We start from the raw sequence: 16,402 nt of genomic DNA on the forward strand, positions 1-16,402 counted from the left end.
TCCGGCTCCTGTTCGGTTGCATACCCTCGGGAGCCAGCGGGCCACACGACAACGACGGAGCCGCGCTCGCAGCGCACCCGGGCCAGTCGAAGGGGCGGCCAGATAACAACACGAGCTCTCAGCTCAGAGATACTTTCGGCCTGCCCACCTTACGTGCTCCCGACACCCCTATCCCGGTACGCCGAGGATACCTGATCCGTCAGCCTTCAGAAACCTGATTGGAGGTGTCGCGCCTGTTCATGCCCGATAACAACCGCATCGAACAGGATCATCGCGCTATCAAGCGGCGGATCCGCCCGATGATGGGGTTCAAGTCCGCTGACAGTGCCCGCGTGATCCTGGGGGGGATCGAGTTGATCGACATGATGTGCAAACACCAGGCGAAGTATGCCTGCAATCAGCAGCTATCCCTTGCGGATCAGTTCGAGCAGCTCGCTGCATAAAAGCAACTGGGGAATGTTCCCATTTCGTCGGCTCAAGTCTGGATTTGCGACAGATCCGACATGGTTGGCATTCCGGCTTTAGCCGGAATGCAGGAGCCGTCGGTCCGCCAGAGGCGACCCCTTCTTCAGTGGCGAAGTCGAGTTCGGCAAGGCGGTCCATTCTGGCAGACTGAACCGGGCGAACTCGTCGACGGGGCAGCTCATGACGGGCGACCTCTGTCGGTGACCTCGATAAGGTCGATGACGGGCGACAGTTCCTTGAGATCAGCGAGACCCAGAAGAAGATGTTGCAGCCTAGCGGCGTCTTTGGCGCCGAGCGTCGGCTCAAGGCAGGACGCGAACTTCTTTTCCAGGCCGCCGACCGGCCAAGGGCTACTCACGCCTCCACAGGCTACGGGAACCCGTCGTTCGACTGACCATCCTGTCGCCGTACGAATGCGAACTGCAGACATTGACTTCCGCTCGTCACTGAAGTGACGCCTCTGCGCTTCCTCGTCGACCCGCAGGGTGACCTTGTCAGCGATCGCGTGTAGTCGCGGGTCGGATAGGGTCTGGCGCGAATACCAGTCGGGGCCTTTCGGCAGGCCGGCTACGATGGCAGCGACGCCCCAAGGCACGCTGAACTCGGCGTCGATCATGGATGCAGGCCGGCGGTCGGCGAAGTTCTCGACGACCTCGGCGAAGGTGGCGACTTCGATCTCGAGGATGTCTTCTGCCCGGATGGACTGGTCCGCAACGGCGTCCTCGAGAGCTTCCAACGCGGCATGCAGCCAACGACAGGCAGGGTAGGGCTTGAGGCTGACCTCCTCGATCGTCCATCGCGATCCGAGGCGATCAGTCAGGAGATCGAAGTCGCACCTGTCGGATCCCGCCATGATCCAGAAACCCTTCTCTCCGTCAAGGATATCCCGGCTTCCCTGCCAGCCGGCGGCCGCGAGAATGGCTGCGCGGACGCCGGTTTCCGCCGCCGGGGCGACAACGTCCTTCAGGCTGGAGAGCGGACGTGTCGTCCAATTCCACTTGCGGGCGGCAGGAACGCTCGCGAGGCTGCCCGCAAGGCCGAAGGCGTTCCGAAACGCGGTGAGTTCGAGCCCGAGGAGCTTGCCGGCGGCGACTGCGGCCCCGAAAGACTGGTGGACGGCAACGCCCCACACTTGCCCGTGCCGTGCCGGCGTCGGCTGGATCGCCTCAATGACGCGGTCGGCGGCCTCATAGCCAGCGACAACCGCTGCCAGGAATTCCTTGCCGCTGGAGCCAGCGACCTGCGCCGCGGCGAGAGCGGCCGGAACGATCGTTGAGCCCGGATGCCCCATGCCCTTGCCGTCTCGCTCGAAGGCGTCGTCGTAATCGAGGGCGTTGGCCTGGACCGCGTTAATGAACGAGGCAAGCGGAGCCGAGGTGCGAAAAGATTGTCCGACCACAGCGCACTGCGGAGTGCCGCCCCATTGCCTGACGACATCGGCCGTCTGGGCGGCGAGCTCGGTCCGCGATCCCGCTACCATGCAGGCAATATTGTCGGCGACGGCATTCAGAACCGCGGCCTGGGCACTGGGCGACACGTCCGCCCACTCAAGACCATGAACGAAGTGGGTGAGACGTGCCGTCGGGCCTTCGAGATTCTTCATGAGGCATTTCCTCCTGTCCAGTAGCCGCTTGTCGATGTAGTGTGGATCGTCTAACGAATCAGAGGCGAGCGAATTTAGGCATCCCGCGCAGGCTGATGGCGAAATGGATTTTCCGTTGAGAGCCGTCCGCAGGGCGCAGGTCATGTCGAACCGCGCCCTGAGATCTCCCGTTGCGGATGGCGATAGCATGCGGGTCAAATTGAGCGAGTGCAATGCATCGAAACCGCGTGTCTAGAATTCTCACCAATAGTCCGCTATAAGTGGTGATGAGTTGGCCTTGTCGTAAGCATCCGCCGAGGGCCGCCTTGCGGAACTGATCGCTTCCGCGCTGACTGTCGATATGGATATCCGTACTGACAGTCATCCCATCAGTCGCCTTGAGATCATCGACACCGGCCGGCGCTGGCGCTGGTCCGAGAGCGAGAAGGTGCGCATCGTTGAGGAGGGCCTGTCGGCTCCCCGCCTGGCCTCGGCCACCGCGCGCCGGCACGGCATCTCGAACCAGCTCCTGTTGGCCTGGCGCAAGGGCTATCGTGAGGGGCGGATCGGTGACGATCCGGGATTCGTGCCGGCCCGGATCGTGCCGGATCCGCCGAAGACCAAGCCAGAGCCCGTCTGTCACCCCATCGAGATCGTCAGCCCAAACGGCTGGCATGTCCTGGTGAACCGGAATTTCGATGAGCAGATGCTCGGGCGGGTTCTGCGCCTCCTGGAGGGATTGCGATGATCCCGGTCCCCACCAGCGTGCGCGTGTGGCTGGCCACCGGCCACACCGATATGAGGAAGGGCTTTCCCGGTCTGGCCCTGCAGGTACAGGAGATCCTGCGCCGCGATCCGCTCTTATGCGTCGTGGGAGATTATGTGGCGGCGGCAGAGCCGATGGCGGCATCCCAGCGTTTTGCGGCTCCACGCCGCCACATAATTATAGGCTCTCGAGCAGTTGGAGCACTGCGTCCTTTGCCTTGAACCGAGTGGGCTGCTTGCCCGAGATGGCGGCGTGGTCGAGACCGCGGCGCATCATCTCGACATCGGCGGCCGCAAAGCGGTGCGTCGTCGCGACCTGCGCATGACCGAGCCAGGCCTGGATGGTGAGCAGGTCGACACCCGATTGCAGCAGCGTCATGGCGAGGGTGTGCCTGCTATGTCTTGATCGATATAGGCGGCATTGGACTAACCCGCTCCGCAATGGCGGAGCGGCAAGGAAGGTGTAGCCGGCGGCGCAATCCTGATGCCGTCGTTTGCCGTGGTGGTCATGTGTTCAACAGGCGCCCCAACTGCGCGAGGATCGGCTGTTTGCAGCCCATTCCATCGGACAGAGGAGCTTGTCATGACCCAACTTCGCAAGCGCATGAGCGAGGATATGCAGGTGCGCAATCTTTCGCTCAATACCCAGCTCTCGTATCTGCAGCAGGTGTCGCTGTTTGCGCGTCACTTCGGCAAGTCGCCGGACTTGCTCGGGCGGGAGGAGATTCGGACCTATCAGGTCTATCTGACCAACGAGAAGAAGCTGTCGCCCGGCTCGATCCACACCGCCATTGCGGCGCTGCGCTTTCTCTACAGGGTGACGCTCGAGAGAGACTGGGCGCCGGAGGAGGTCCTGCCGTTTCCCAAGAAGCCACAGAAACTGCCGGTCATCCTCAGTCCGGAGGAAGTGCAGCACTTTCTCGGCTGTGTGCTCGAGCTCAAACACCACGCCATCCTGACGACCTGCTATGCTGCCGGTTTGCGCATCTCGGAGGCGGTTCAGCTGAAGCCTACGGACATCGACAGCCAGAGGATGGTCATCCGTGTCGAGCAGGGCAAAGGCCAGACGGATCGCTATGTCATGCTGTCGCCCAAGCTTCTGGAGATCTTGCGCGACTATTGGAAGGTGCGCCGGCCAAAGGCGTGGCTTTTCCCCGGCGATCGCGCCGGCGAGCCGATCACCAGGGGTGCGGTGGGGCAAGCCTGCGCGAAAGCGCACGAACTCTCCGGCTTGTCCAAACCAGTGACGCCGCACAGCTTGCGGCACGCCTTCGCCGTCCATCTCCTGGAAGCCGGTGCCGATGTGCGCACCATTCAACTACTGCTCGGTCACAGGAGCCTGGCGACCACCGCCCATTACCTGCGGATCGCCACCAACAAGGTCTGCGCCACGTCGAGCCCGCTCGAGCTCTTGCCGCACCCGGCGCCCACCTTGCCGCCGCCCGTCAAGCTTCAGTACTTCTGAGCTCGCGCCGATGGCCCGTTCGGGGCCGGAAGTGGCGGACGTCTTCCGTCGCTACGGCGAGGCCTATCGTGCCCAGCACGCATCGCTGTCAACTGCCCAGCGCCGCGTCATGACGGCGATCGAACTGTGCCGGACTGCCGCGCTCGGGGGGCACGTCGAAGCGTGCGATCAATGCGGCCACAGGCGGATCGCCTTCAACAGCTGCCGCGATAGGCATTGTCCCCGCTGCCAATCCCTGGCCCGTGCGCAATGGCTGGAGGATCGTCGCGCCGAGCTTCTCGACACCCAGTACTTTCACGTCGTCTTCACGCTGCCGGAGCCCATGGCCGCCATCGCCTATCAGAACAAGGCGCTCGTCTACGGCCTGCTCTTCCGCGCCACCGCCGAGACGCTGCGCACCATCGCCGCCGACCCCAAGCATCTGGGCGCCGAGATCGGCTTCTTCGCCGTTCTGCACACCTGGGGGCAAAATTTGCTGCACCATCCCCACCTGCACTGCGTCGTCCCGGGTGGCGGGGTCTCGCCGGACGGCACGCGATGGATCGCCTGCAAGCCCGGCTTCTTCCTGCCCGTCCGGGCTCTCTCGCGCCTGTTCCGGCGATTGTTCCTGGAGCATCTCGAGAAAGCCTTCGACGCCGGCCAACTGCAGTTCTTCTCTGGCTTGCAGGCCTTGAGCGAGCGCGACGCCTTCCGGCGCTATTTGGCGCCGCTGCGAAAGGCAGAATGGGTCGTCTATGCCAAGCCGCCCTTCGCCGGACCCGAGCAGGTTCTCGACTACGTCGGTCGCTACACGCACCGTGTTGCCATCTCCAACAACCGCATCGTCGACATCGAGGACGGTGTGGTGCGTTTCCGCTGGAAAGATTATCGGCACGGCCATCGGCAGACGGTCATGACCGTCGCGGCCGGCGAATTCATTCGCCGCTTCCTGCTCCACGTCCTGCCCGAGGGCTTCCATCGCATCCGCTACTACGGCTTTCTCGGCAATCGCTATCGCGCGCAAAAGCTCGCGTGCTGTCGTGACCTGCTCGGCATGCCGGTTCCCGAGCCGTCGGAGGGCCGATCCGCCAAGGACTATCGCGACCGCTACGAGGACCTCACCGGGCATTCCCTCAGGCAATGCCCGGCCTGTCGTCAAGGGCAGATGGTCATCATCGAAACATTCGATGCCGTCACCGGGCGCCCCCCATACCAGGACACGTCATGAAAGAAGCGCACCGCTTTCGTCGTCACCGCATTGGACGGGCTCGCTCGGCCGGAAAACCGAGCCGGTCCCATGAACGTGCGTGCCGTCACGCCTCCCAGCCTGTTCCGGCAAGGCACGGCGTCAATCGGCACCGTTGCCGAAATCGATTTCCGTGTCGGTCCCCTCGCATCCGACGCCGGCAATCGCACATCCGCGTGGCACACGCGGTATCCGTTTGTCGGTTGCGTTTCATTAAACGCCCATAGCTCTCGGCCGCCCGTGCCGGCGGCTTAGTCCAACACGTTTTTAGCTCACCGTCGCGATCGACCGCAACGCGCGCTCGTCACCCCCCGTTCCGTCGCGACGCCAAGCTAAAAACGCTCTGCACTATCTACCCCGCCCGACTATGTCGAGTAGCTAGAGTTCTGCCCACGATTCCAAGGGTTTATGCGATAGCATGGAGAGATAGTTTGTAGCCCTTCCGGCAATCCAGCTGGGAAAGGGAGCAAACAGTGAAGTGTTTCATCAAAGATAATTTGGCGTTGTCGCGGCTACCAGAAGGCCCGGTGGCGAGCTACATTGTTCCGTTCGCCGAATGGCTCGGTGCTCGAGGCTACGGTCTTGTTTCCATGAGGAACCAGGTGCTGATGGCGGCAGGCTTCAGCAAATGGCTCGGGCACAAGGGAATTGAGCTAAGCGACATCAGTGAAGATCACCCTGGGCGTTATTTGCTGGATCGAACGCAGCGGCCAAAGCTTGGAGATGCCGCCGCTCTTCGACATCTATTAGCTTTTCTGCGAAGCCAGAGCGCAATCGCAGAAGAGATTGAGGCCGATCACAACCCATCGCCGGTAGAACAACATGTGCAGGCATATGAGCGGCACTTGCAACATGCCCGTGCGCTATCTCGTCAAACGATCATAAATTACCGGCCAGTTGTCCGGGACTTTCTCAATTTTCGTTTCAGTGATGATGAGGTCTCGCTCGCACAATTGCGTGCCGTCGACATAACCGATTTCGTGCAAAAGAGGGTTTCGCGTCTCAACATGCGGCGCGCCAAAATCATGACCACCGCACTGCGGTCTTTTCTCTCCTATGCGCGTTATCGTGGGGACATCACCGCGGACTTGGTCGAAGCGGTTCCGATCGTAGCCAACTGGTCGCTCTCGTCTATTCCTCGTGCGATCGGCCGCGACGAGGTAACTCGCTTACTCGCCAGCATCGATCGCGATACGCAGGTCGGGTGCCGCGACTATGCGATGATCCTCGTGTTGGCGCGGTTGGATTGCGGTCGGGTGAGGTCGTTTCGCTCGAACTCGACGACATCGATTGGGTCGCCGGACAGATCCATGTGCGTGGCAAGAGCGGTCAACGCCACGACCTTCCGTTGCCAGCGGATGTTGGTGAGGCGATTGCCGACTACCTGCGGAAGGCGCGCCCGCGCAATGCCAGCCGCCGTGTCTTTTTGCGCGACAAAGCTCCGATCTGCGGGTTCAAGGGGCCGAGTGGACTTGGATCGATCATCCGACGCTCCCTCATGAGGGCCGGCATTGAGTCTCCCACAAAGGGAACGCACCAGTTCCGACACGGCCTGGCCTCAGAGATGCTGCGTGGCGGCGCCTCGCTGGGTGAGATCGGTGAAGTTCTGGGACACCGTCATCTGCAGACAACGGCGATCTACGCCAAGGTCGACCTCGACGCGTTGCGAACATTGGCTTTGCCATGGCCGGGAGAAGCCCAATGAGCACACTCCGACAGGCTGTTCACGACTACATCGAGATGCGGCGAGGGCTGGGGTTCAAGCTGCGAGAGACAGAAAGAGGATTGATCGATTTCGCCACCTTTCTGGAGGCCCATGATACGCCATATGTCACGACAGAACTGGCCCTCGCCTGGGCTCAGCGACCGTCGCGCACGCAGCCTTCGTATTGGGCGATACGGCTGGGCTACATCCGCGGATTTGCCCGTCATCGAGCAGCCGCTGATCCGCGGACCCAGATCCCCCAGACGGCTTGCTGCCCTTTCGCCCGAAGCGGGCACGACCGTATCTCTACTCAAATGACGACATCCAGCGTCTCCTGTCCGCAGCGCTTGAGATGCCGTGCCGATATACCCGCTGCACGCTCAGGCCCTGGACATACTATTGCCTGTTCGGATTGCTGAGCGTTTCCGGCCTGCGCCTCGGCGAAGCCCGGAACCTCAAGCTTTCGGACATCGATTTCGATGCTGCTGTGCTGACGATCCGCGGCACGAAGTTCGGAAAGTCCCGTCTTGTGCCGATGCACGCATCAACGTGCGCAGTGCTCCAGGATTATCTCAAACGCCGCCGACAGCATTATGCAGCCCAGGCGGCATCTCCTTATTTGTTCACTTCCCGGTTGGGCAACCGCCTTGATGTCGGAGACATTCATCGAACATTCTATACTCTGTCTCGCCAGATCGGCCTGCGAGGCGCAACTGACAGCCACGGCCCGCGCCTGCATGACATGCGGCACGTGTTCGCGACGAACACACTGGTGCGGTGGTACGAAGCCGAGCAAGATCCCGAGCGGCTCCTGCCCATTTTGTCCACCTATCTCGGTCATGTCCACGTGGCCGATACTCAATGGTACCTCACCGGTTCACCCGAGCTGATGAAAGAAGCAATGCGCCGCCTTGAGCGCCGCTGGGAGGATCGGACATGACCAAGCCTGCCAGCCTGGCGCTCCTGTTGGAGCGCTTTTTCACCCAACGCCTGATGCAACAGCGGCAGGCAAGCCCCCACACAATCAGTTCCTATCGCGATACATTTCGGCAGTTGCTGAAGTTCGCCGAACGAACATTGCATAAGCCGCCGTCTCGCTTGAACTTCGCGGAAATCGATGCGCCGTTGATCGTTGCCTTTCTTGATGACCTGGAGAACCATCAGGGTATCAGCGTCCGCAGCCGCAACCTGCGCCTCACGGCGATTCATTCGTTCTTTCGCTACGCGGCCTTCGAGGCACCCGAGCATTCCGCCCAAATCCAACGCGTGCTTGCAATCCCCAGTAAGCGCTTCACTCGAACCCTCGTTAATTTCCTGACCCGCCCAGAGGTCGATGCCTTGCTGGCCGCACCGGATCAATCGACCTGGTCCGGGCGGCGCGATCACGCGTTCCTGCTGGTCGCGGTGCAGACCGGATTGCGGCTATCGGAGATCACCGGTCTCAAACGGGACGATCTGTTCTTCGGCACAGGCGCTCACCTGCGGGTCATTGGCAAAGGGCGCAAGGAACGCTGCACCCCGTTCGCTAAGTCTACGACCGCAGTCTTGAGAAGCTGGCTGAAAGAACCTCAGCGCGGAGACGAAGGTATCCTGTTTCCCAGCGCCAGAGGTGAGCGGCTGAGCGTTCATGGCGTTCAGTATATACTGAACAAACACCGCCAGACCGCGTCTGCCATGTGCCCATCGCTGAATGGAAAGCGCGTCACTGTTCATCGTTTGAGACACACGATGGCCATGGACCTCCTGCAGGCGGGTGTCGACCGTGCCGTCATCGCCTTGTGGCTCGGCCATGAATCGGTCGAGACGACACAGATCTATCTCGAGGCGACGTTGGCGATGAAGGAGGCGGCGTTGGCAAAGACGTCCCCATATTCCGGTAAGTCATCCCGATTCCGGCCCGACGACAATCTGCTGGAGTTCTTAAACAGCCTGTAGATCGCGCTGACTATGTCGGGTGGCCCGGGTGTTTCTGTGAGAAATCTCCTTCTTCCTCAGACATTTACCATCACAGTCAGAGCTACTCGACATAGTCGGGTGGGGTAGATAGTGCCTCAGAACATGGGGCGACACGACCTTACGCGTCAACTCCGGCTGCGCGGCCGCGGCAGCGGCCACCGCACGTCGGACGACATGCGTCACACCGAACCGGGTCATTCGCTCACCATGGGCGCCGCGGAATATAGGACCCTGCGGATCATGGTTGAGGCCATGTTCGGCGATCAAGGCTCTGAGAGCTTGAGCGAGATCGGCAGAGACGGGCACAACACGTTCCCTGCGCCCCTTGCCACGCAGAAGCACCTGAGGCCTGGTCCGGTCGAGCTGGAGATCGCCGATATTGACGCCCACTGCTTCCGATACCCGAGCGCCGGTGCGTCCGAGAAACAGCAGCAGGGTTCGGTCGCGGCGGCCCCTCCTCGTCCGCTGATCGGGCGCCGCGATGAGCGCATCCAGCTCCGCCCGCGTGAGGTGATGCGTTATCTCGGTGTGCACCCGCTTCAGCGGGATGGCGAGGATCCTATGGGCGATGCCAAGCGAAGCGGGGTCGTTGGCGGCGACGTGCTGAAAGAAGGATCGTATCGCCGCCAGCCGCGCATTGCGCGTCTGGACCTTGTTCCCGCGCGTGGCCTCCAGGTGATCGAGGAAGGCAAGGATGGTGTCGCGATCCAGGTCGTCGATGGTGAGATCGCATGGCCCACATCCGGTTCTATCGGCAGCAAACAGAATCAGCATGCGAAGAGCATCCCGATAACTGGCGATCGTGGGCGGCGTGGCATTGCGCTGCTTGGCCATGCGATGGCGAAAGAAGGACTTCAGCAGGGATGGAAAGGACGAGCGACTGGTCATGACACCTCTCCCCAGGCCAAGGCCCGTTCGGCGGCCATGGCCAAAAGTTCGGCGTCCGCGGTAATGTAATAGGCGGTGTCGCTGTAGCGGCCATGGCCGAGATAGGTCGCGAGCAGCGGCAGCATCGCCTGTACATCGGCACGTTGCCGGTGCCAGATCGCCAGCCGCCTGACCGCAAAACGGTGACGCAGGTCGTGGAGACGCACCGGCTTGCCGCGATCGAGGCCGGCGAGGGAGCGCGCCGCGCCGAAGGCTATACTCAGACCGGACTTCGACAATCGTATCCCACGCGAGCTAACGAAGAATGCTGGGGTGTCCAGCGTTGGAAAGGTCCTATCCCGGTGTCTTACATAGTCGCGCAGGACAGCCAGCGTCGAAGGATGGACGGGAACCAGGCGATCCTTGCCCTTGCGGAACTTGGTCCTTCGAATGTGGAGAATTCCCTGAGCGAGATCGGCATCACCGCGATCGAGGCGCAACGCCTCGCCGGACCGCATACCGGTGCTCGCGAGCAGGCCGACGAGCGGCGCCAAGAACCGGGCGCGCTCGGGATAATCGGGCGATACCGAGTGGCAGGCCGCCATGAGCCGTGCAAGCTCCTCGTCAGTGAGGATCCGTCAGTGAGGATCCGAGGCGGCGGAATGGCTCGGTTCCTGGGAAAGGCCTTGGGGTCAAGCGCTTCGGTGCGTGGATCGAAGATGGCGAGATACTCGCTGAATCTGCGAACCACGCCGTAGCGAACGGCCCGTCCGTTCGCCGTGCCCGCCCAGGAGCCTATGAAGCCGAGCACTGTTCGGCGGCAGAGTGGACCATCGAGCTGTTCGGCATCGACGTAGCTGACAAGCGCGCGCAGGATTGCGGCCTGCTTGCTAAGCGAGAAGCCGAGCGAGCGTCGAAGTGCGATATAGGCCTCGACATGCTCGCCGAGCCTGCTGGAGAAAGTGCTCATTACGCATCTCCCGGAAAAGGAAGGGCGACTTCGGCGAGTTGCGACACCGCGACCTTCACGTAGATGGCGGTCGTATCGATGCTGCGATGGCCGAGCAGGTCGGCGATCTCGTTGATCGGTCGTCGCCGGTTGACGAGATGGGTCGCCAAGCTATGCCGGATGAGATGGGCGCCGATGGGACGTTCAGCGCGATGCCCGCGCGCTGCAAGGCCGAGCGGACGATGCGGGAGATGGTGCTGCTGCCGTCGATCGGGCGCACTGGGGGGAGGTGAACCAGGAACACGCGACGGCTGCTGCAATCGGGCCGGGCCCGCAGGACATAATCGGCGAGCGCTTTGCCCGCCTCCTGCGTGAGCGGCACATTCCGATCGCGCCTCGCTTTGGTGCGGCGTATCCGAACATGGGCCTCGCGCCAGCGAATATCGTCGAGGACGAGCGAGCGAAGTTCCTTGTTGCGGATGCCGGTTGTGGCCAGCAACAGGAGGATGGCCCGATCGCGGCTGCCGGTGGGGGGCGCAGGGTCGATGGCCTCGATTGCCGTCCTGATCTCTTCCCAACCCAGTTGCCGCGGCAGATGCGCGAGACGGTAGCATGGCGTTCGCGGCACGAACCGCGCCAAGCCCTGGTCATTGAGGTCGGCCCAGTGCAGGAATCTCAGAAACCGCCGAACCTAGGACCCGATCGCGGCCCGCGTGTTGTCCATGGACGACAGACCCATGAGATGATTGACGAGCGCCAGCACATGCTCACCGGTCATGGCCGAGAGCGGCTCGCTGGCGCGATGCTGATCCCACCAGGCAAGCATCCGCCGCGCGGCGAGAACCTGGCCCTCCTGCGTCTTCACGGCCAGACCGCGCACCTCACGCAGATAGCTGGAATAGCTCGTCAGCAGGGGCTCATGTGGGCCTGGCTCCCGATGGAGAACCTCGAAGCGGTGAGGCACGGCTCTTCGGGCTAGGGCGATCGTGGTCCACGCAGCGATACGTGAGGCTTTGGTCGGGCAAGCGGCGACAAAGCCATCAATCAGGACTTGGGTGATCGGCTTTGCGCGTGATACGCAGCCACCGAACCGTGCCAATCGGCTCAGATAGATCTTCGCCGAAGCGGACCGATAGCCATTCTCAAAAAGATACGTTGCGATGCGATCGAGATCATCGCCCAGGCCACCGCCTCTCAAGCGACGCAGGACCCTTGGCTACTTGAAATAATGTTCGAGCATGTGCGTTCTCCATGGGCGCGAGACGTCCTGTGCCCACTGGAGAAATGGTTCAGATTATGTGGCGGCGTGGAGCCGCAAAACGCTGGGATACCGCTATCGGCTCCGCCGCCGCCACATAATCTCCTACGACGCATAAGAGAGGGTCATGCTTTATAGATCCGGCTTGGGTGATCTTGAAATCCACGGTTCGCCATTCCAGTTCGGCGGGATGAAGCATGTGGACATGCGCAAGCTGCCAGCAGCCGCGCAAGAGGAGCGTCGGCGGCAGGTGGTGGGACTACGCGACAGCGGCCTGACCTATGAGGCCATCGCGGCGCAGGTGGGTCTGACCCGCACCGGCGTGTTCGATATCTGCCGCCGCTTCGCCGAGCAGGGCCTGGCGGGATTGGCCAGCGGGCCGCGGGGCCCGGCACCCGGCATGGGGCGGTTTCTCGCGCCCCAGCAGGAAGCGCAGATCCGCGCTCTGATGAGCCAGCACACGCCCGACGAACTCGGTCTGCCCTTCGCCCTGTGGAGCCGGGCGGCGGTGCGGATGCTGATCGAGCAGCACTGTGGGGTCCGGCTGGCGGTGCGCACTGTCGGCACCTATCTGGCGCGCTGGGGCTTCACGGCCCAGAAGCCGCTCCGACGGGCCTACGAGCAGTCGCCGAAGGCCGTGCGGCGCTGGCTGCGGCAGGACTATCCGGCCATTGCAGCGCAAGCCAGAAAGGAGAAGGGTATGATCTTCTGGGGTGACGAGACCGGCTTGCGCTCCGACGATGTTCGCGGCCGCAGCTTCGCCCCACGCGGCCGGACGCCTGTCGTGCGCCCCAGCCACAAGCGCGCAGGACTGGGCCTGATCTCGGCTGTGACCAACAAGGGCGAGTTGCGCTGGATGGTGCTCGATGGTGCGCTCAAGGCCCCGAGCCTGATCCGCTTTCTCGGCCGGCTCATCCAGGAGGCCAACGGCAAGGTGTTTCTGATCTGGGACAATCTGCCGGTCCATCGGGCCCGGGCGGTGCAGGATTGGTTGGCTGAGCGCAAGGAGCAGATCGAGGTCTTCTACCTGCCTCCCTACAGCCCCGAGCTCAACCCGGACGAGGGTCTGAACGCCGACCTGAAGCACGCCGTGACCCGCAAGCCGCCCGCTCGCAGCAAGCCCGAACTCAAGCGCACCGTCATCAGCCACATGCGCCGGCTAACAAAGCTGCCCGAACGAATCCGGAGCTACTTCGGGCATCAGCCTTTCCACTATGCCGCGTAGTTCAAGATCTCCCAAGCCGGATCAATAAGACCTCCTGCACCTGCAAGGCCAACGATGGAAGCCACGTCTCATATCGGTATAGCCCGTCGCCAGCCACACTCGAACACCTGTTGGGATTGGTATCATCGCAGCGCCTCAAGGCCCCGGATGAGCCGCAGCAGCGCATCGACATCGACATCCCGGTCGACGATCACATGCCGCCCGTTCGCGGTGACAACGTCCATACGACCGAGGCCGCGTGGGGGATGCTGCACCGGCGCAGTCGGCACAGAAGGCTCCAAGGCCGGGTGAGAGTCTGGAACGACCAGGGCGGGCACAAACCCATCCCATGAACCACCACCAAGCCGTCCTTCTCTTTGAGCCTTGCGCCAACTGTTCAATTGAAAGCGGGTGATCCCGTGCCGGCGAGCCGTGGCCGACACCTGCTTCGGCCCGCGATAGCTCTCCGCAACAATCGCAAGCTTCGCTTCATCACTGAAACGGCGACGACGGCCACTGTCGACCACGTCCAGGCGGCTGACCGGCCCACGATCTCTGATAATGTCCATGGCTAGAACACCGTCCATATCGACGTCGATATAGCCAGTGCTCTTCCAAATGCCTCAATTCCACCAGACGGCCCAGCTCGGATGTGTACCTTGCAGGTGACGATATTCTTCATGTTGATCTCGGGGCCTAATGCGTGCTGGGCGTGACGCATCTCAATACCCCGCCACTTGCCGAACGCTGGAAGTCTGAGCTGTACGGTCATTTCACCTTTGCGGCGAGACTCTCGATTGTTGCCTCCGCTAAGTGAATGTACAGGCTCGCGACCACTCTCGAGACGCGGCGCATCAATGCCGAACGATCTTATCCATACTGAGATCGTTCGGCATACGGATCTGATCCATCATAAGCTCCCCATCAAATGGCTATTGGCTTTGGGGGTTGGCCATTCGATATAAGCATCTTAGGGCAGAGGTGGATTGATGCTGTCCGGAATTGGGCAGATATACGGCTCCAATTGCAGGCTCTTCACATGGATTTCCTTTGCTTCTGCCAGTAATTCCGGCTGCTCGAAGAGGTCACGGGCGGTAGCTGCCATTATTTTTGCAGCATGGATCATGCCCTTGTGAGCGTAGGGAATCTTTCCTTGCGCGGTCATTTGCCAACTATGAAGGGGGGTTCCTACAGCACAGGTGGCGACATATGCCTGAACGGTAGGAACTACCCAACTTACATCACCAACATCGGTAGACCCGGTCGGAGCCAATGGTGCGGAACCCAAGGGAACTACAAAGTTGGCAAGCGCCAGCGACTTGTCAGGCGCCCTCCCCGCGCGACGAAAGGTGGAGATGATATGTTCGTCCGTCAAAGTCGCCTGTATCTCGGCGGCGAAGGCGTGATCCGCGGCATCGAAATCAGGTGGCCCCAGTCGGACGATGTTCCGGTCCATCAACTTGTCCAAGGCCGGATTCCCAAGTAGGCACGACACTGCAGAAACAATCCGCTCAGTGAGCGATGTCTCGGTCATCAGAGCAGCGCCCTGTGCGATCTTTCTGACACGTTCCACAAGCGATGCAAGGTCGCTGTTTCTACGAGTGCGAATAACATGCTCAACCGAAGCGCACGACTGGACAACATTAGCAGCTCGACCACCAGCATCAATATAGGCATAGTGAAGGCGAGCGCCTTCGGGTATATGCTCACGAAGATAGTTGACGCCCACACTCATGAGTTCGACAGCATCAAGTCCGGAGCGCCCAAGCTCGGGATTTATCGCCGCATGAGAAGCACGCCCGGTGAAGCTAAACTGCACACGTGTGTTGGCCAGATCTGTGGCCTCCCAAACCCCGGTATAGTCATATGGATGCCAACTAATCGCCGCATCGACATCGTCGAATAAACCGTGGCGGACCATGAACGTTTTTCCCGCACCGCCTTCTTCGGCCGGGCAACCATAATATCTGACACGGCCCTCCGTTCCGGTTTCTCTCAGCCAGTCTGCAACTGCATGGGCAGCTTGCATCGACGCCGCCCCCAGCAAGTTGTGCCCGCAAGCGTGTCCGGCTTTGCCCTTCGGCTGAAACTTTGTGACCCCCGGCTCTTGCCCTAGGTCCGGTAAAGCATCATATTCGCCAAGAATCGCGATAACTGGGCCGCCCTCGCCCCACTCGCCGATGATGGCTGTTGGCAGCCCCGCTACGCCTTTTTCGACACGTGCTCCCGCCGCCTCCAGTTGCGACGTATGAAATGCGCAAGAGTGGACCTCCTGAAACAAAAGCTCTGGAGTATCGAAGATCGTATCTGCGAGTGAGACATACTCTTCAGCGTGGCTGTCGACGAGCCTACATATGATGTCGGAGTTTCTGATACTCATCTCATCCATTTTGCGATCCCTCATTCGTGAAGATTGCGATGGGCTACTTACGGCTTGACAGCCTCGGCGGAGGTAAACGTCGCTGCAGTCAGCGCGCCAACGCCTGGCACACTCATCAGCTGCCAGCAGACATCGTCGCCACGCGAGATCGTCAGTATGGCACGATGTAACCGGGCGAACTTCGTCTGCAGCACCTCTCAGGCCCGCAGCATCGCCCCGGCAATCTTCTCCAGCATCGCGTGATCGGCTGTGAGCAATGGCGCGCACGTGGCAAACTGGCCCTTGCTGATCTCGCCGATCTTCAGGCCGAAGCCGCGCAAGAGACCGCGCAGACTGAACTCGACATCCCGCATCTTGGCCTGCATCTGCTTGCGAGCCGTCAGCAGGACCCGCACCTCCTGGGCCGGGGGCGACTCGCAATACACGGGGCCGAACTGGCCCATGTGCAGCGGCTGGGCGATGCCGCGGGCTCGCGCCGGTCAGTCTTGACGATCACGGCCGAGACTGAATCTCATTGTGCATGACAGGCTTCATATTGTTCACTTCCTTTCCTAACTCTAGCGTGGCTCGTTGATATTCGT

16 protein-coding genes and 4 pseudogenes are annotated in these 16,402 nt (G+C 61.5%); 10 read left to right on the plus strand and 10 right to left on the minus strand.

Translation table 11 applies throughout. From position 1 onward, the window contains the following. Positions 1 to 248 precede the first annotated feature (248 nt). Positions 249 to 443: pseudogene (locus JO965_RS27785) on the plus strand (DDE-type integrase/transposase/recombinase); the annotation flags it as partial. Positions 444 to 643: 200 nt separating this feature from the next. Here the strand turns inward: JO965_RS27785 and JO965_RS27790 are convergent. Beyond that, positions 644 to 2,068, minus strand: a complete 1,425-nt coding sequence (locus JO965_RS27790; protein WP_203445296.1) for an MmgE/PrpD family protein — start codon at positions 2,066 to 2,068, stop codon at positions 644 to 646. Positions 2,069 to 2,408: 340 nt separating this feature from the next. Here JO965_RS27790 and JO965_RS27795 point away from each other — a divergent pair, with 340 nt between their 5' ends. Together JO965_RS27795 and JO965_RS27800 are read left to right on the plus strand one after the other, a co-directional pair. After that, positions 2,409 to 2,795: a transposase gene (locus JO965_RS27795; protein WP_203445297.1), complete on the plus strand. Its 387-nt coding sequence runs from the start codon at positions 2,409 to 2,411 to the stop codon at positions 2,793 to 2,795. A gap of 50 nt (positions 2,796 to 2,845) precedes the next feature. Beyond that, complete coding sequence (locus JO965_RS27800; RefSeq protein ID WP_246777047.1) at positions 2,846 to 3,034, plus strand: hypothetical protein; 189 nt, start codon at positions 2,846 to 2,848, stop codon at positions 3,032 to 3,034. On the opposite strand, the gene JO965_RS27805 is transcribed toward JO965_RS27800, so the two are convergent. After that, positions 2,991 to 3,191 carry a hypothetical protein gene (locus JO965_RS27805; protein ID WP_203445299.1) on the minus strand — a complete coding sequence of 67 codons (201 nt, stop codon included), beginning with the start codon at positions 3,189 to 3,191 and terminating at the stop codon, positions 2,991 to 2,993. The genes JO965_RS27800 and JO965_RS27805 overlap by 44 nt on opposite strands. A 204-nt stretch (positions 3,192 to 3,395) precedes the next feature. On the opposite strand from JO965_RS27805, the gene JO965_RS27810 reads away from it, so the two are divergent. The 6 genes and pseudogenes from JO965_RS27810 to JO965_RS27830 all read left to right on the plus strand — a co-directional run bounded on the left by JO965_RS27810 (position 3,396) and on the right by JO965_RS27830 (position 9,142). After that, the gene (locus JO965_RS27810; RefSeq protein WP_203445300.1) at positions 3,396 to 4,277 is read left to right on the plus strand and encodes a tyrosine-type recombinase/integrase; all 882 of its coding nucleotides are present in this window, start codon (positions 3,396 to 3,398) and stop codon (positions 4,275 to 4,277) included. 10 nt (positions 4,278 to 4,287) lie between these two features. Beyond that, a complete protein-coding gene (locus JO965_RS27815; protein WP_203445301.1) occupies positions 4,288 to 5,484 on the plus strand; it encodes an IS91 family transposase in 1,197 nt (398 codons plus the stop codon). 626 nt (positions 5,485 to 6,110) lie between these two features. Next, a pseudogene (locus JO965_RS48180) lies at positions 6,111 to 6,512 on the plus strand (site-specific integrase); the annotation flags it as partial. A 194-nt stretch (positions 6,513 to 6,706) separates the two neighbouring features. After that, positions 6,707 to 7,207 (plus strand): site-specific integrase, encoded by a 501-nt coding sequence (locus JO965_RS48185; protein WP_246777030.1) that lies wholly within the window; start codon positions 6,707 to 6,709, stop codon positions 7,205 to 7,207. A 268-nt stretch (positions 7,208 to 7,475) separates the two neighbouring features. Further along, complete coding sequence (locus tag JO965_RS27825; protein WP_371826941.1) at positions 7,476 to 8,147, plus strand: tyrosine-type recombinase/integrase; 672 nt, start codon at positions 7,476 to 7,478, stop codon at positions 8,145 to 8,147. Beyond that, entirely contained in the window at positions 8,144 to 9,142 is a 999-nt protein-coding gene (locus JO965_RS27830; protein ID WP_203445302.1) for a site-specific integrase, read from the plus strand. Before JO965_RS27825 ends, JO965_RS27830 begins: the two co-directional genes overlap by 4 nt. Here the strand turns inward: JO965_RS27830 and JO965_RS27835 are convergent. The 5 genes and pseudogenes from JO965_RS27835 to JO965_RS48205 all read right to left on the minus strand — a co-directional run bounded on the left by JO965_RS27835 (position 9,128) and on the right by JO965_RS48205 (position 12,177). Beyond that, on the minus strand, positions 9,128 to 10,051 hold the full coding sequence (locus JO965_RS27835; protein ID WP_203445303.1) for a tyrosine-type recombinase/integrase: 924 nt from the start codon (positions 10,049 to 10,051) through the stop codon (positions 9,128 to 9,130). The two genes, JO965_RS27830 and JO965_RS27835, sit on opposite strands and share 15 nt — an antisense overlap. Continuing rightward, positions 10,048 to 10,635, minus strand: a complete 588-nt coding sequence (locus tag JO965_RS48190) for a tyrosine-type recombinase/integrase (RefSeq protein ID WP_246777031.1) — start codon at positions 10,633 to 10,635, stop codon at positions 10,048 to 10,050. The genes JO965_RS27835 and JO965_RS48190 overlap by 4 nt, the downstream gene beginning before the upstream one ends. Positions 10,636 to 10,999: 364 nt before the next feature. After that, positions 11,000 to 11,299, minus strand: a complete 300-nt coding sequence (locus tag JO965_RS48195) for a tyrosine-type recombinase/integrase (protein WP_246777048.1) — start codon at positions 11,297 to 11,299, stop codon at positions 11,000 to 11,002. Next, positions 11,248 to 11,607: pseudogene (locus JO965_RS48200) on the minus strand (tyrosine-type recombinase/integrase); the annotation flags it as partial. The gene JO965_RS48195 and the pseudogene JO965_RS48200, both read right to left, overlap by 52 nt. A 63-nt stretch (positions 11,608 to 11,670) precedes the next feature. After that, positions 11,671 to 12,177 (minus strand): hypothetical protein, encoded by a 507-nt coding sequence (locus JO965_RS48205; RefSeq protein WP_246777032.1) that lies wholly within the window; start codon positions 12,175 to 12,177, stop codon positions 11,671 to 11,673. A 250-nt stretch (positions 12,178 to 12,427) separates the two neighbouring features. Between JO965_RS48205 and JO965_RS27850 the strand changes: the two genes are divergently transcribed. Beyond that, positions 12,428 to 13,462: an IS630 family transposase gene (locus tag JO965_RS27850; RefSeq protein WP_203445516.1), complete on the plus strand. Its 1,035-nt coding sequence runs from the start codon at positions 12,428 to 12,430 to the stop codon at positions 13,460 to 13,462. A gap of 122 nt (positions 13,463 to 13,584) precedes the next feature. Here the strand turns inward: JO965_RS27850 and JO965_RS27855 are convergent, their stop codons facing one another. The 3 genes and pseudogenes from JO965_RS27855 to JO965_RS48210 all read right to left on the minus strand — a co-directional run. Then, positions 13,585 to 14,010, minus strand: a complete 426-nt coding sequence (locus JO965_RS27855) for a transposase (protein ID WP_203445304.1) — start codon at positions 14,008 to 14,010, stop codon at positions 13,585 to 13,587. 401 nt (positions 14,011 to 14,411) lie between these two features. After that, on the minus strand, positions 14,412 to 15,830 hold the full coding sequence (locus JO965_RS27860) for an amidohydrolase (RefSeq protein WP_371826942.1): 1,419 nt from the start codon (positions 15,828 to 15,830) through the stop codon (positions 14,412 to 14,414). A gap of 59 nt (positions 15,831 to 15,889) precedes the next feature. Continuing rightward, positions 15,890 to 16,329: pseudogene (locus JO965_RS48210) on the minus strand (IS110 family transposase); the annotation flags it as partial. Between the last annotated feature and the right edge of the window lie 73 nt (positions 16,330 to 16,402).

The organism is Microvirga sp. VF16 (assembly GCF_016864375.1).
In the GTDB taxonomy this organism is placed as follows: domain Bacteria; phylum Pseudomonadota; class Alphaproteobacteria; order Rhizobiales; family Beijerinckiaceae; genus Microvirga.

What these genes read in the sequence shown, in the direction of transcription:
- JO965_RS27790 (WP_203445296.1), bottom strand. Translation starts at nt 2,068, where the DNA reads ATGAAGAATCTCGAAGGCCCGACGGCACGTCTCACCCACTTCGTTCAT.
- JO965_RS27795 (WP_203445297.1), top strand. Translation starts at nt 2,409, where the DNA reads ATGGATATCCGTACTGACAGTCATCCCATCAGTCGCCTTGAGATCATC.
- JO965_RS27800 (WP_246777047.1), top strand. Translation starts at nt 2,846, where the DNA reads ATGAGGAAGGGCTTTCCCGGTCTGGCCCTGCAGGTACAGGAGATCCTG.
- JO965_RS27805 (WP_203445299.1), bottom strand. Translation starts at nt 3,191, where the DNA reads ATGACGCTGCTGCAATCGGGTGTCGACCTGCTCACCATCCAGGCCTGG.
- JO965_RS27810 (WP_203445300.1), top strand. Translation starts at nt 3,396, where the DNA reads ATGACCCAACTTCGCAAGCGCATGAGCGAGGATATGCAGGTGCGCAAT.
- JO965_RS27815 (WP_203445301.1), top strand. Translation starts at nt 4,288, where the DNA reads ATGGCCCGTTCGGGGCCGGAAGTGGCGGACGTCTTCCGTCGCTACGGC.
- JO965_RS27830 (WP_203445302.1), top strand. Translation starts at nt 8,144, where the DNA reads ATGACCAAGCCTGCCAGCCTGGCGCTCCTGTTGGAGCGCTTTTTCACC.
- JO965_RS27835 (WP_203445303.1), bottom strand. Translation starts at nt 10,051, where the DNA reads ATGACCAGTCGCTCGTCCTTTCCATCCCTGCTGAAGTCCTTCTTTCGC.
- JO965_RS48190 (WP_246777031.1), bottom strand. Translation starts at nt 10,635, where the DNA reads ATGGCGGCCTGCCACTCGGTATCGCCCGATTATCCCGAGCGCGCCCGG.
- JO965_RS27850 (WP_203445516.1), top strand. Translation starts at nt 12,428, where the DNA reads ATGAAGCATGTGGACATGCGCAAGCTGCCAGCAGCCGCGCAAGAGGAG.
- JO965_RS27855 (WP_203445304.1), bottom strand. Translation starts at nt 14,010, where the DNA reads ATGGACATTATCAGAGATCGTGGGCCGGTCAGCCGCCTGGACGTGGTC.
- JO965_RS27860 (WP_371826942.1), bottom strand. Translation starts at nt 15,830, where the DNA reads ATGGATGAGATGAGTATCAGAAACTCCGACATCATATGTAGGCTCGTC.